The organism is Kribbella kalugense, assembly GCF_004365875.1.
In the GTDB taxonomy this organism is placed as follows: domain Bacteria; phylum Actinomycetota; class Actinomycetes; order Propionibacteriales; family Kribbellaceae; genus Kribbella; species Kribbella kalugense.
Map to the genome: position 1 here is coordinate 1,183,450 of NZ_SODF01000001.1, position 13,147 is coordinate 1,196,596.

Annotated in this window: 12 protein-coding genes; 7 read left to right on the forward strand and 5 right to left on the reverse strand. The window is 67.3% G+C overall.

All coding sequences use genetic code 11. From position 1 onward, the window contains the following. Positions 1-123 precede the first annotated feature (123 nt). On the reverse strand, positions 124-1,995 hold the full coding sequence (locus tag EV650_RS05480) for an ABC transporter ATP-binding protein (RefSeq protein WP_202874628.1): 1,872 nt from the start codon (positions 1,993-1,995) through the stop codon (positions 124-126). A gap of 196 nt (positions 1,996-2,191) precedes the next feature. Between EV650_RS05480 and EV650_RS05485 the strand changes: the two genes are divergently transcribed. From EV650_RS05485 to EV650_RS05505, 5 genes are all read left to right on the forward strand, one after another. Beyond that, complete coding sequence (locus EV650_RS05485) at positions 2,192-2,863, forward strand: TetR/AcrR family transcriptional regulator (RefSeq protein WP_238174035.1); 672 nt, start codon at positions 2,192-2,194, stop codon at positions 2,861-2,863. Then, complete coding sequence (locus EV650_RS05490) at positions 2,863-4,596, forward strand: ABC transporter ATP-binding protein (protein ID WP_134115957.1); 1,734 nt, start codon at positions 2,863-2,865, stop codon at positions 4,594-4,596. The genes EV650_RS05485 and EV650_RS05490 overlap by 1 nt, the downstream gene beginning before the upstream one ends. Further along, entirely contained in the window at positions 4,593-6,662 is a 2,070-nt protein-coding gene (locus EV650_RS05495) for an ABC transporter ATP-binding protein (RefSeq protein ID WP_134115959.1), read from the forward strand. The genes EV650_RS05490 and EV650_RS05495 overlap by 4 nt, the downstream gene beginning before the upstream one ends. Before the next feature lie 99 nt (positions 6,663-6,761). Next, on the forward strand, positions 6,762-8,081 hold the full coding sequence (locus EV650_RS05500) for an ABC transporter permease (protein ID WP_134115961.1): 1,320 nt from the start codon (positions 6,762-6,764) through the stop codon (positions 8,079-8,081). Then, entirely contained in the window at positions 8,014-9,003 is a 990-nt protein-coding gene (locus EV650_RS05505) for a nucleoside hydrolase (RefSeq protein WP_166678037.1), read from the forward strand. The genes EV650_RS05500 and EV650_RS05505 overlap by 68 nt, the downstream gene beginning before the upstream one ends. Positions 9,004-9,085: 82 nt before the next feature. Here EV650_RS05505 and EV650_RS05510 read toward each other — a convergent pair whose 3' ends face one another. Beyond that, on the reverse strand, positions 9,086-9,403 hold the full coding sequence (locus EV650_RS05510; protein ID WP_202874403.1) for an ABATE domain-containing protein: 318 nt from the start codon (positions 9,401-9,403) through the stop codon (positions 9,086-9,088). Between the two features lie 7 nt (positions 9,404-9,410). On the opposite strand from EV650_RS05510, the gene EV650_RS05515 reads away from it, so the two are divergent. After that, the gene (locus EV650_RS05515) at positions 9,411-9,620 is read left to right on the forward strand and encodes a hypothetical protein (protein WP_134115965.1); all 210 of its coding nucleotides are present in this window, start codon (positions 9,411-9,413) and stop codon (positions 9,618-9,620) included. On the opposite strand, the gene EV650_RS05520 is transcribed toward EV650_RS05515, so the two are convergent. Genes EV650_RS05520 through EV650_RS05530 form a run of 3 tightly spaced genes read right to left on the reverse strand, consistent with a single transcriptional unit; the run spans position 9,592 to position 12,566 of the window. After that, a complete protein-coding gene (locus EV650_RS05520; RefSeq protein WP_134115967.1) occupies positions 9,592-10,404 on the reverse strand; it encodes an alpha/beta fold hydrolase in 813 nt (270 codons plus the stop codon). The genes EV650_RS05515 and EV650_RS05520 overlap by 29 nt on opposite strands. Positions 10,405-10,452: 48 nt before the next feature. Beyond that, entirely contained in the window at positions 10,453-11,649 is a 1,197-nt protein-coding gene (locus tag EV650_RS05525; RefSeq protein WP_134115969.1) for a M20 metallopeptidase family protein, read from the reverse strand. Beyond that, complete coding sequence (locus EV650_RS05530) at positions 11,646-12,566, reverse strand: 5'-3' exonuclease (protein WP_134119910.1); 921 nt, start codon at positions 12,564-12,566, stop codon at positions 11,646-11,648. The genes EV650_RS05525 and EV650_RS05530 overlap by 4 nt, the downstream gene beginning before the upstream one ends. Before the next feature lie 83 nt (positions 12,567-12,649). Here EV650_RS05530 and EV650_RS05535 point away from each other — a divergent pair, with 83 nt between their 5' ends. Further along, positions 12,650-13,090 (forward strand): Lrp/AsnC family transcriptional regulator, encoded by a 441-nt coding sequence (locus EV650_RS05535; RefSeq protein ID WP_134115971.1) that lies wholly within the window; start codon positions 12,650-12,652, stop codon positions 13,088-13,090. Positions 13,091-13,147: the final 57 nt, after the last annotated feature.

Below are 13,147 nucleotides of genomic sequence, written 5' to 3' on the forward strand. Positions count from 1 at the left end.
ACCCGACAACCTCCTGTCCAACCGTGAGTACCAGCGCCGGCCCACTGGCGGGATATTTGCCCGTTGACCTGTTACATCCCGCTATCCGTCAAACAATCCGCTACCGATGCCCCAGGCAACCGTCTAGACGGTGACCGGGTCGGCTCCCGGTTGCTCGAACTGGGTGCGGTACAGCTCTTCGTAACGTCCGCCGGCGGCCAGTAGTTCCGCGTGGCGGCCACGTTCCACGATTCGCCCGGCCTCGATCACGAGGATCTGGTCCGCGGCCCGGATCGTCGACAGGCGGTGCGCGATCACCACCGCCGTACGTCCGGCAAGGGCCTCGGTCAGCGCAGCCTGCACCGCTGCCTCGTTCGTCGAGTCCAGTGCCGCGGTCGCCTCGTCGAGGATCACGACGCGCGGTTGCGCGAGCAACAACCGTGCGATCGTCAGCCGCTGACGCTCGCCACCGGACAACCGGTACCCGCGCTCGCCGACGACCGTATCGAGCTGGTCCGGCAGCGACCGGATCAGTTCACCAAGCCGAGCCCGCTCGATCGCGTCCCACAGGTCCTGCTCCGAGGCCTCGGGACGCGCGAGCAACAGGTTCTCCCGAATCGAGTCGTGGAACAGGTGGCCGTCCTGAGTCACCATGCCGAGCGTCTCCCGCAACGACTCCGCCGACACGTCACGGACATCCACCCCGGCGAGCCTCACCGCACCGGAATCAACGTCGTACAGCCGGGGGATCAGCTGCGCGATCGTCGACTTCCCGGCGCCCGAAGATCCGACCAGCGCGATCATTTGCCCAGGCTCGGCGCGGAACGACATGTCGTGCAGTACGTCGACTCCGCCGCGAGTGTCGAGCTTGGCGACCTCCTCCAGCGACGCGAGCGAGACCTTGTCCGCCGACGGATAGGCGAACTTCACGTTCGAGAACTCAACCGCGACCGGTCCGGACGGCACCTTGCCCGCGTCAGGCTTGTCCTGGATCAGCGGCTCGAGATCCAGCACCTCGAAGACTCGCTCGAAGCTGACCAGCGCCGTCATCACCTCGAGCCGCGCACTCGCCAGCGCAGTCAGCGGCGCATACAACCGGGTGAGCAGCAACGCCATCGAGACGACCGCACCCGCGTCGAGCTGGTGACGAAGCGCGTAGAACCCACCCAGCCCGTAGACCACCGCAAGCGCCAGCGCCGACACCAGCGTCAATGCGGTCACGAAGATCCACTGAACCATCGCGGTCCGAACCCCGATGTCACGCACCCGCCGCGCCCGTACGGCGAACTCGTGCGACTCCCGCGCCGGCCGTCCGAACAGCTTCACCAGAGTGGCGCCAGGCGCCGAGAACCGCTCGGTCATCTGGGTGCTCATGGTCGCGTTGTAGTTGGCCGCCTCCCGCTGCAACCCCGCCAGCCTGGCTCCGACCCGGCGCGCCGGTATGACGAAGACCGGCAGAATGACCAGCGCGAGCAAGGTGATCTGCCAGGACTGTCCGAGCATCACAACCAGCGTCAGCACCAGCATCACGAAGTTGCTCACGACACCGGACAGCGTGTCGCTGAAGGCGCGCTGCGCCCCGATCACGTCGTTGTTGAGCCGGGAGACCAGTGCGCCGGTCCGGGTCCGGGTGAAGAACGCGATCGGCATCCGCTGGATGTGGTCGAACACCGCCGTCCGCAGATGAAGGATCAATCCTTCGCCGATGCTCGCGGACAGCCAGCGGGTCAGCATACTGACCCCGGCTTCCGCGACCGCGATGACGGCGATCAGCAAGGACAGTCGCAGTACGACGCTGAACGCCTTGCCGTCGACGATCGCGTTGACCACCTTGCCGGCCAGCACCGGAGTCGCGACCGCGAGGACGGCGGCGCCGATGCTCAGCACGAGGAACCAGATCAAGTGCGTCCGATGCGGCCGCGCGAACGCGAGGATCCGGCGCAGGGTGGCTCGGGAGAAGGGTCTCTTGTCGTCTTGGGCGTGCATCGCGTGGTACAGCGAGTTCCACGCGGTCATCTCCATGCTCACGGCAGTGTTCTCCAGGCTCCGCAGAGTCGAATCGATCGGGACCGTCGATGATTCCGCACACCACCGACAAAACCTGACGCTAGAACCTCGACCAAACTAGAGGTCAACTGCGTACACAGAACGAAGTACCGAACCTCGAGTAAATGCACTTGTGAGTGAGTACTCACTCAGTTACCTTTGCTCCGTGACCCCACGAGCGACCCCCATGCCCCCCGAGGAGCGCCGCGCTGCCATCGTCGAGGCCGCGCTGCCGTTGCTGGAGGAGTTCGGGGCCGAGGTCAGCACCAAACAGATCGCTGAGGCGGCGGGGATCGCCGAGGGGACGATCTTCCGCGCGTTCGGCAGCAAGGACGCGCTGATCGAGGCCGCGATGGCCACCGTGTTCGACACCACCGACATGATCCGGGCGCTCGAGCGGGTCGACCGATCGCTGCCGTTGCGGGAGCGCACCGTCGCCGCGGTCGAGATCGGCCAGAAACGGTTGCGCGGTGTCTTCAAACTGCTGTTCGCCCTGCGGATCCGCCGGCCACCGGATTTCAAGCACTCCACGCCGATGGACGAGGCTCGGCGGCAGCGGCTGTCCGACCTGGCCAACGCGGCGTTCGCGGACCTGCTCCGGCCGGACGCGGACCAGCTGCGGGTCCCACCCGAAGAGGTGGTCCGGATGATCGGGCTGCTGACCTTCTCCGCCACCCACCCAATGATTTCCGCGGGCCACGTGCTGACCGCCGAAGAGATCGTCGACTTCGCCTTCGACGGTCTCCGCAAGCGCGAGACAGCTCAGCCGCTGGCCCCGGAGGGCATCGTCGAGTACGCGCTCGGCGGCGCCCGCCATCACGACTCTGGGGATGATTGATGTTACTTCGCCTCTTGCGTACGCACCTGCGTCCGTACGCGGGCAACCTGTCCTTGGTGGTCGTCCTGCAGCTGATCGGGACGATCGCCTCCCTCTACCTGCCCAGCTTGAACGCCGACATCATCGACAACGGCGTGGCCAAGGGTGACACCGGCTACATCATGGGCACCGGGGGCTGGATGCTCGGTGTCAGCCTGGTGCAGATCGCCTGCACGATCACGGCGGTGTACTTCGGTGCGAAAACGGCTGCTCTGTTCGGTCGCGACGTACGCGCCGCCGTCTTCCACCGGGTCGGCGAGTTCTCCGCCCGCGAGGTGAACCAGTTCGGCGCGCCGACACTGATCTCGCGGAGCACCAACGACGTACAGCAGATCCAGATGCTGGTCGTGATGACCACGACGATGCTGGTCGCGGCACCGATCACGATGGTCGGCGGCGTGATCATGGCTGTCCGCGAGGACGTCGGACTGTCCTGGCTGGTCGTGGTCGCCGTACCGCTGCTGGCCGGCTGTGTCGGCTTCATCGCCAGCCGGATGGTCCCGCAGTTCCGGAAGATGCAGAAGAACATCGACGGCGTGAACCGGGTACTGCGTGAGCAGATCACCGGGATCCGGGTGGTACGGGCGTTCGTCCGCGAACCGCACGAGATCGAGCGTTTCGGCGAGGCCAACCAGAACCTGACCGACACCGCGATCAAGGCCGGCCGGCTGATGGCGCTGATCTTCCCGACCGTGATGCTGATCCTGAACGTGTCGAGTGTGGCGGTGCTGTGGTTCGGCGCCTCCCGGATCGAGAACGGGACGATGGAAGTCGGTGCGCTGACCGCGTTCCTGAGCTACCTGATCCAGATCCTGTTCTCGGTGATGATGGGTGTGTTCGTGATGATCATGGTGCCGCGGGCCTCGGTCTGCGCGGACCGGATCTCCGAGGTGCTCGACACCGAGTCGTCGGTGCGGCCACCGGTCACCCCGATCCGGAACTTCACCGGTCGCGGGCAGTTGGTGTTCGAGCACGCCTCGTTCCAGTACCCGGGTGCGGCCGAACCGGTGTTGCGCGACATCAGCCTTGTCGCCTCGCCGGGTCAGACGACCGCGATCATCGGCAGTACAGGCGCCGGCAAGACGACGCTGCTGTCCCTGGTGCCGCGGTTGTTCGACGCGACCGACGGGCGGGTGCTCGTCGACGGCATCGACGTACGCGAGATCGAGCCGGAAGCACTGTGGGAGCGGATCGGACTGGTACCGCAGCGTCCGTACCTGTTCTCCGGGACGATCGCCAGCAACCTGCGGTACGGCAACCCGGACGCGACCGACGAGGAGCTCTGGCACGCGCTGGAGATTGCCCAGGGCAAGGACTTCGTCGAGGCGATGGCGGAAGGACTCGACGCGCCGATCGCGCAAGGCGGCACGAACGTGTCCGGCGGCCAGCGGCAGCGGCTCGCGATCGCGCGAGCCCTGGTCCGCAAGCCGGAGATCTATCTGTTCGACGACTCGTTCTCGGCGCTCGACCTGGCCACCGACGCCCGCCTGCGGGCCGCGTTGCGCCCGGTCACCAGGGACGCCTGCGTGGTGGTCGTCGCACAGCGGGTGTCGACGATCATCGACGCCGACCAGATCGTCGTGGTCGAGGACGGTGCGATCGTCGGCAAGGGCACTCATGACGAGTTGCTCGAGAGTTGCCCGACGTACGTCGAGATCGTCGAGTCCCAGCGCTCCGCGGAGGAGGCGGCATGAGCGAGGTAGAGAAGCCGTCCCCGAACGGACAGGCCGCCGAGAACGGCCAGGCTGCCAAGACAGTCAAAGCGACTGAGCGACCGACCACGGGTCGGGCGTTCGGGCCGCCGGGAGGCATTCCCGGCGACAAGTCGATGAACTTCCTGCCGTCGGCGAAGCGACTGCTCCGCCGCCTGAAGCCGCATCGGCTGAAGGTGTCCGGCGTGATCCTGCTGGCGATCTGCAGTGTTGGCCTGTCGGTGCTCGGCCCGAAGATCCTCGGCCGGGCGACCGACATCATCTTCGCCGGCGCGATCGGCAAGCACCTGCCCAGCGGCCTGACCAAGGCGCAGGTGATCGAGCAGACCCGGGCCGGTGGCAACGGTCGGCTGGCGGACCTGCTGCAGGGGATCGACCTGATCCCCGGCGTCGGGATCGACTTCGATGCCTTGCGCAACGTCCTGCTGACGGTCCTGGCGCTGTACGTCGGCGCGTTCTTCCTGTCCTGGGCGCAGGGCTACATCCTGAACGGCGTGGTCCAGCGGACGATCCTGTCGCTGCGCTCCGACGTCGAGGAGAAGCTGAACAAGCTGCCGTTGAGCTACTTCGACGGCGCGCCGCGTGGTGAGCTGCTCAGCCGGGTCACCAACGACATCGACAACATCTCGACCAGCCTGCAGCAGACGCTGAGCCAGCTGCTCACCTCGCTGCTGACGGTGGTCGGCGTGCTCACGATGATGTTCATCGTCTCGCCGACGCTGGCGCTGATCGCGCTCGTCTCGATCCCGATCTCGATGGTGCTCACCGCGGTGATCGCCAAACGGTCGCAGGCCCGGTTCGTCGCGCAATGGCGGCATACCGGCGCCTTGAACGGTCAGATCGAGGAAGCGTTCACCGGGCACGAGCTGGTGAAGGTGTTCGGTCGGCAGAAGGAGATCGAGGAGAGCTTCGCCAAGAAGAACAACGAGCTGTTCCAGGCCGCGTTCGGGGCGCAGTTCATCTCCGGTCTGATCATGCCGGTGATGATGTTCGTCGGGAACCTGAACTACGTGGTCATCGCGGTCGTCGGCGGTCTGCGGGTCGCCTCCGGCACGATGTCGCTCGGTGATGTCCAGGCGTTCATCCAGTACTCGCGGCAGTTCACCCAGCCTCTGACCCAGGTGGCCTCGATGGCGAACCTCCTGCAGTCCGGGGTGGCGTCGGCCGAGCGGGTGTTCGAAGTACTGGACGCCGAGGAGCAGGTGCCGGACGACCCGACGCCGGAGAAGGTGACGGACGCTCGCGGGCGGGTCGAGTTCGAGCACGTGTCGTTCTCGTACGACCCGGACAAGCCGCTGATCACCGACCTGAGCCTGGTCGCCGAGCCCGGGCAGACGGTCGCGATCGTCGGCCCGACCGGCGCCGGCAAGACCACGCTGGTGAACCTGATCATGCGGTTCTACGAGCTGAACGGCGGCCGGATCACGCTCGATGGTGTCGACATCACCGAGCTCACCAGGCACGACCTGCGCTCGCGGATCGGCATGGTGCTGCAGGACACCTGGCTGTTCGGCGGCACGATCCGGGACAACCTCCTCTACGGCAACCTGGACGCCACCGAGGAGGACATGCTGTCCGCGGCCAAGGCGACGTACGTCGACCGGTTCGTGCACAGCCTGCCGGACGGCTACGACACGGTGATCGACGAGGAAGGCAGCAACGTCAGCGCCGGTGAGAAGCAGCTCCTGACCATCGCCCGCGCGTTCCTGGCCGACCCGCAGTTGCTCATCCTGGACGAAGCGACCAGCTCGGTCGACACCCGCACGGAGGTCCTGGTCCAACGCGCCATGGCCGCCCTGCGCTCCGACCGCACCAGCTTCGTCATCGCCCACCGCCTCTCCACGATCCGCGACGCCGACCTGATCCTGGTCATGGAGAACGGCGCAATCGTCGAACAGGGCACGCACCGCGAGCTCCTCACCGTCGACGGCGCCTACGCCCGCCTCTACAACGCCCAGTTCAGCGGCGCAGTAGTAGACATCGACGAAGAAGCCGCCGCCCTGGCGGCCCCCGCACCCACCCCAGCCGGCCGCCCAATGGCCCGCTGAAACTCTCGAAACAGAAGGGGGACGCCAAGCAGGCGTCCCCCTTCTGCTACCTGTGGATAACTTCCGCGGAGCCCTCGCGTTCTGTGGCGTACTTGAGACATGCCCACGAACGCAGACTTCGTCAGCGCACGCAGCACCCGGACGGCGCTACGAGTTGCCGCGAAGCTCGGCATCTCCGAGGTCGCTGACAAGAAGACTCTGCGCGACGCCTATCTCGTCGCCTACCAGTTCCCGGCGCCGTTGATGGTCAGGGTTGCCGACGACATGCTCGCCGATCTGCGGGCCGACGTTGCGCGGAAGACCGACAGGATCGTCGCTCTCGGGCGGGACGGACACCACCTTGCGCTGGCGATGACGCGGCTGGATGGGCAGTTCTACCGTCGGCACGTCTCGAACCTCGTCCTGTCGCGTGCTCTCGTCGAGAACGCTCTGCAGGATCTGGAGCACCATCAAGGTCTGCGGTTTCCACAGGTGCACGGCTTCCGGCGGGTGGCTCCACGAGTGGATCCCGCGGACACCATCGGTGGGTTTCGGGTGCTGACCGACTATCTGCAGGCGAATCAGGTGCCGGCCGGTAGGCCAGGGAGTCGGGTCAGTGTCTTCGACACGAGCTTCAAGGGCACGGTGCAGGAGCTGCTCGCGGCGGCGTACCCGGAGACGACGTTCACAGGTCGGTACGCGTTCCTCGGCGAGTCGCCCGACGACCCGCATCCTGGCAGCAAGAAGGGCTATGAGGTCCATCTGGCCGGGACGGAGTCACGGCAAGGACGGCCGCTCTACGTGCTCCCCGCCGACGAGTCGAAGACGTTTGCCCATCAGTTGGCTCTGAACAGCATCGAGGAGTTGCTCGACGGTCCGATGTCCAGTCCGGTGCGGATCGGTGCTCGAGGACCTGAGCAGTCCGGCCAACGGCACCATCCGATGCTTCTGGAAGGCTTGAGCAGGGGACGCGTATCGCCGCGGTTGCGGGATCTCCGGGTCCGCGAGGGTGTCAAGGTGGTGAATCTGATGGCTGTCGCGGACCTGGCCAGGGATGTCGCCGTACTGCGCGATGCCGGCGGCAACTATCGGTCGTGGCTGGACGACTGGTCGACACGATTTCGGAGCGAGATCCGCGCTTGGATCGGGGACCGTTCGACGGATCCGCGGCTTGCGGAGTTCCTCGACTCGTTCGTGCACCGCAGCGACAAGCAGCAGGCTGACGCACTGCAGAAGACGCTGGATCGCGGACACGTGCCGGAGCGTGACCGGGAAGCGATCTGGGCCGCGTACGAGCGGTGCGGGAGCGACGGTGACAAACGGGTGTTCGTAGACAATGTGTTCAATTCGATGCGAATCAGCGGAGGTGGCAATGGGCAGCGGGGAGGCGGATCCCGAGGACGAGTGGATGGCGCTCGCCGGGACGAGCGCGAGCTTTGAGGAGTTCGAGGAGCTCGCTGGTCCGCTGATTCGGGGTGGGCCGCCGCCCGCCGTCGGCGTACCGGCGATTGCTCGTGCGCCGATGGTCATTGACACGGATATCGGTGGGGATCCTGATGACACCGTGGCCTTGGTCGTCGCGGGTCGATTGGTGCCCGAGTTGAGATTGGTGATCACGAGCGACGAGTACGGCGGGGAGCGGGCCCGGTTTGCGCGGTACTTGCTGGATCTTGTGGGGCGGACGGATGTCCGGGTGGTGGCGGGATCCGACCTGGGGAACAGTCGGATGTGGGTGATCGACGGGTTGTGTCCGGCGGAGGTGCCGCGCCAGGGGACCGATGTTCTGGGGGCGGTGAGCGAGCTTTGTGCGGCGACGGACGGGCGGATCCGGTGGGTGGGAATGGGACCGTTGTCGAACCTCGCCATGCTCCAGGCGGAGCGGCCCGAACTCGTGTCACAGCTGGTCGTGACGCAGATGGGCGGGGCGATCAACTTCCGGGATCCGACACGGGCGGAGCACAACTTCCGTGTCGATCCGCAGGCGGCGATCCGGATGGTGCCCGCGCTCGAGCCGTGGCTGCCGACCTTCGTGGTGTCAGACGTGACGTTCAACCCGGCGATCGAGATCACCACGGAGTCGCGGCTGTACAAGCGGTGGGCGCATCCGGACGCGCGCCCGTGGGAGCGGCTGTTCCGGGAGCACTGCGATCGCTGGATGGCGAAGTACCCAGGCACGATGCAGCATGACGCGCTGACGCTGGCGGCCGCGATGCTCTGGCCCGGAGTTCGATTCGTGCGGGAGCGGGTGGCGCTCGATTCGATCGCGCGAATGAGCCGCAGTGACGGCGGGACCGAGATCGTGATGTCGGTGTCTGCTGACTACGCCGCCTTCATGTCCTGGCTGGAAGACGCTCTGAGCTAGCTGGCTGTACGGCGGGCGTAGGCGCGGGCGGCTCGGTAGCGGTCGCCGCAGCGGGTGGAGCAGTGGCGGCGGCCGTGGCGGATCAGGTAGCGGTTGCACGGGGTTGATTCGCAGGCGGTGAGGGCCGCGGCGTCTTGGCTGGTGAGGAGCGGGCCGCGAGGAGCGAGCGGACGTGCTCGCGAAGGGCACGGAGCTGGGTCGCGCACATCTCTTGTACGTCGGCATTGTCCGGAGCGAGGCCGTGCCCGGTGAGCCATTCGTTGACTGACGCGGGGCTGCCGAGCAGGTCGACGTACTGGCCGCCGGGGAGGGCGATCGCGGTGTTGGCGAAGTCCAGCCCGACCACGGTCGTTACCGGCTTGCTCGTGTTCGCCGTCGGCGCGGTCGGCTTCTCTGTCATTCCCGGCATGCAGGCCCGCGTTCTGACCACGGCCGCGGCGGCCCCGACGTTGGTGATCGCGGTCAACGCCTCGGCGTACCAAGTCGCGGCCGCAGTTGCGGGCTGGCTCGGTGGCCAGGTCATCGCCGGCCCCGGCCTTCCAGCCGTCTACCTGGTTGCCGCAGGGTCGACGCTCTTCGGCCTCGCTCTCACCGGTTTGGCGTTAGCGCGTGGCTGAGGAACTGCCGGAACGCCGCCGGAGCCGAGAACATCGGCATGTGGTCGGCCTCGGGGAGCACCGTCAGCTCCGCGTGCGGGACCTGATCGGCGATTCGGGCGGCCCAGAGTTGGGTGCCTTCGAAGTCTTGGGCGCCGACCAGGACAGAGACCGGTACGGCGATCTCGGCGAAGCGGGTCTTGACCGGTGGGTCGAGCTCGCGAGCGTTGTCCTCGGTCATCGTCATGATCCGGGAGTTCGCGATCGCCAGACCGATCAGCAGCCGCCGGTCGGATTCGTTCACGGCCGGGCACCAGGCGGCGATGTCGTTGGCGGCGGCCGCCGGGATGTCGTCGATAGCCAGGAGCTCGGCCTGCCGGGCGAAGTGCGCCCGCATCACCACCCGCGCCGCCTCCTCGGCCGGGCTGGGATCCGGGAACTCGCCGAACGAACCCGCCACGGCCCCCACCCGCACCACCCGCTCGGGCCGGTGACACGCGAAGGCCAGAGCTTGCCGACCGCCGTCCGACACCCCGACCAATACAGCACGGTCGATGCCAGCGGCATCCATCACGGCGGCGAGATCGTCGAGCTCGCTGTACGGCGCGGCCGAGGTCGACGACAGGCCGCGATCCCGGCAGTCCCAGGTCGTGACCCGCGCCGAATCCGACAACCAGGAGACGGTCGAGTCCCACATCCGTACGTCGGCCAGCCCGCCGTTCAGCAGCACGACATCCGGTCCCGTCCCCGACTGCTCGTAGTACAGATAGCCGTCGGGTACGTCGATGAAGCCCTTCGTTCGCATGCCCGCAGTCTGGCCTGCCGGGCGGGGCAGGCCAATCGGGAATTCTCCTTAGTCGCCGCGGTTCAGCCGGCGTACGGCGAGTTCGGCGAGGAGGGCTGAGGCGTCGGGCAGGATCGAGTCGTCGAAGTTGGCCAAGGGGGAGTGGTTGTCGTGGGCCGCATCGGGGTCGGCCGTGGTGCAGGCGCTGAGGTTGAGATAGACGCCGGGGACCTCATTGAGGACATAGGACATGTCCTCGGCGCCGCAGCGCGGATTGGCGCGTTCGCGGAAGCGGTCGGGGCCGAAGACGTCGATGATGGTGTCACGGGCGAACGCGTACTCCGCCGGATTGTTGACCGTCACCGGATAACCGACCCGATAGTCCGCCTCTGCCGTCAGCCCGTGCGCGGCCGCCATCGCCTCGGCCAGTTGCACCGACGTCCGCTGCATCTTGGCGCGAGCCTCCTCGGAGAACGTCCGTACCGTCGCTTCGAAGAAGGCATCATCCGGGATGATGTTCTCCTTCGTACCGCCCGCGATCTGCCCGACGGTGAGGACAACCGGGTCGAACACGTCGAACTGCCGGGTGACCATCGTCTGCAACGCGCCGACGATCTCGCAGAGCACCGGGATCGGGTCCTTGCCCCGGTACGGCGTCGAGCCGTGCGTCCCTTCGCCGATGACGCGCACGTGCAACTGGTCGGCCGCGGCCATGAACGAGCCCGGCCTGCTGCTCCACATCCCCAACGGCTGGCCGGCCGAACCGACGTGCAGACCGTACGCCGCATCCGCCCGGCGCCCGGCCGCGTCGAGCACCCCTTCACGGATCATCACCGGTGCTCCGCCGGTCGTCTCCTCACCCGGCTGGAACATGAAGACCACGTCGCCCGGCAGCTCGGCCTGGAGCGCGCAGAGAACCTTGGCCGCACCAACCAGTCCGGCGACGTGCAGGTCGTGACCGCAGGCGTGCATCATCCCGACGTGCTGCGAGATGAACGGGACATCGGTCCGCTCCGTCACCGGCAGCGCGTCCATGTCGCCGCGCAGCAGCACGACGGGCCCCGGCCCTGCGCCACCCCGCAGTACCGCGGTGACCGACGACAGCTCCTTGCCGAGCGTGATCTCCAGCGGGAGCCCCTCGAGCGCGTCGAGGATGAGCTGCTGGCTCTTGGGCAGGTCGAAGTCGTACTCCGGGACCTGGTGCAGGGCCCGTCGAAGCGTGATGATCTCGTCGCGGAAGCGCTCCGCCAGCTCGACCGTGCTCATGCTTTCGGGCCCAGGTCGAGAGCCGACATGACCCGCTGGGCGCTGCTGCCGAGCTCGAGCAGCTCGACCAGATCGAGCCATCGTTCGGGGTCCTTGATCGTGTGCGGGATCGTCGCGTCGTAGGTCCCGACCGGCGCGTCCTTCGCGACCGCGACCACCTTCGGCGCGACGTCCAGGTAGTCGGCCGAGGCGAGGATCTTCTTCTTCACCCCGGGCGCCATCGGCGTACTCGGGTCGGCCGCGGCGGCCCGGATGGCGTCCAGATCGCCGTACGCCGTGACGAGCGAGGCGGCCGTCTTCTCACCGACGCCCTTCACGCCGGGCAGTCCGTCGGAGGCGTCCCCGCGCAGCGTCGCGAAGTCGGCGTACCGATTGGCGGGTACTTCGTACTTCGCCAGCAGCGCCTTCTCGTCGTATACCTCGGCCCGGCCGACGCCGCGAGCAGCCGTGTAGATGATGCGGATGCCGCGGCTGTCGTCGATGAGCTGGAACAGGTCGCGGTCGCCGGTCACGATGTCTACGGGCATCGTCGCCTGGTGCGACAGCGTGCCGATCACGTCGTCGGCCTCGTGGTCCGGCGCGCCGACGACGGGGATGCCGATGGCCTCCAGGCAGGCGCGGATGTACGGCACCTGGACCTCGAGCCGGTCCGGTACGTCCTCGACCTGCTCGCCCTTCGCCGACACGAACTCGACCCGCTGCGCCTTGTACGACGGGATCAGCGCGACCCGCCACGACGGCCGCCAGTTGTCGTCCCAGCAGGCGACCAGATGGGTCGGCCGGTGGTTCTCGGTCAGCCGCGCGATGAAGTCCAGCAGCCCGCGGATCGCGTTGGTCGGCGTACCGTCGGCGGCCTTCATCGTGTCCGGCACGCCGAAGAACGCACGGAAGTAGAGCGACGCGGTGTCGAGCAGCATCAGCCGCTGTCGTGTCCCCGGGTTTGTCTCAGCCATGGGGCGATGCTTTCATGCCGGGGCGTCGCGGCAGTAGGGTCTCCAGGATGGAGGACCTGGATCGCAAGATCGTCGGGCTGCTGGCGTCCGACGGCAGGATGAGCTTCACCGACCTGGGCAAGGCGACCGGCCTGTCCACGTCGGCGGTGCATCAGCGGGTGAAGCGGCTCGAGCAGCGCGGCATTATCCAGGGATACTCGGCAACCATCGACCACACCGCGCTCGACCTGCCGCTGACCGCGCTGATCTCGATCCGCCCGATCGACCCGTCCCAGCCGGACGACTCGGCCGAGCGGCTCCGCGAGGTCCGCGAGATCGAGTCCTGCTACTCGGTCGCCGGCGACTCCAGCTACATCCTCGTCGTCCGGGTCGCCTCACCGGTCGCGCTTGAGCACTTGCTGGCCGTAATCCGGGCCCGCGCCAATGTCTCCACCACCACGACCATCGTGCTGAGCACGCCGTACGAGCGCCGCCCACCCGCCCTCTGAAACGACACCCCCTTCGGCGGTGGTGGTCGTTCAGCACCTGGTCGCACACTGCAGGCA

Excerpts from the sequence above, each read along its gene's own strand:
- EV650_RS05480 (WP_202874628.1), bottom strand. The coding sequence starts at position 1,995 with ATGACCGCGTGGAACTCGCTGTACCACGCGATGCACGCCCAAGACGAC.
- EV650_RS05490 (WP_134115957.1), top strand. The coding sequence starts at position 2,863 with ATGTTACTTCGCCTCTTGCGTACGCACCTGCGTCCGTACGCGGGCAAC.
- EV650_RS05495 (WP_134115959.1), top strand. The coding sequence starts at position 4,593 with ATGAGCGAGGTAGAGAAGCCGTCCCCGAACGGACAGGCCGCCGAGAAC.
- EV650_RS05500 (WP_134115961.1), top strand. The coding sequence starts at position 6,762 with ATGCCCACGAACGCAGACTTCGTCAGCGCACGCAGCACCCGGACGGCG.
- EV650_RS05505 (WP_166678037.1), top strand. The coding sequence starts at position 8,014 with ATGGGCAGCGGGGAGGCGGATCCCGAGGACGAGTGGATGGCGCTCGCC.
- EV650_RS05510 (WP_202874403.1), bottom strand. The coding sequence starts at position 9,403 with ATGACAGAGAAGCCGACCGCGCCGACGGCGAACACGAGCAAGCCGGTA.
- EV650_RS05515 (WP_134115965.1), top strand. The coding sequence starts at position 9,411 with ATGCAGGCCCGCGTTCTGACCACGGCCGCGGCGGCCCCGACGTTGGTG.
- EV650_RS05520 (WP_134115967.1), bottom strand. The coding sequence starts at position 10,404 with ATGCGAACGAAGGGCTTCATCGACGTACCCGACGGCTATCTGTACTAC.
- EV650_RS05525 (WP_134115969.1), bottom strand. The coding sequence starts at position 11,649 with ATGAGCACGGTCGAGCTGGCGGAGCGCTTCCGCGACGAGATCATCACG.
- EV650_RS05530 (WP_134119910.1), bottom strand. The coding sequence starts at position 12,566 with ATGCTGCTCGACACCGCGTCGCTCTACTTCCGTGCGTTCTTCGGCGTG.
- EV650_RS05535 (WP_134115971.1), top strand. The coding sequence starts at position 12,650 with ATGGAGGACCTGGATCGCAAGATCGTCGGGCTGCTGGCGTCCGACGGC.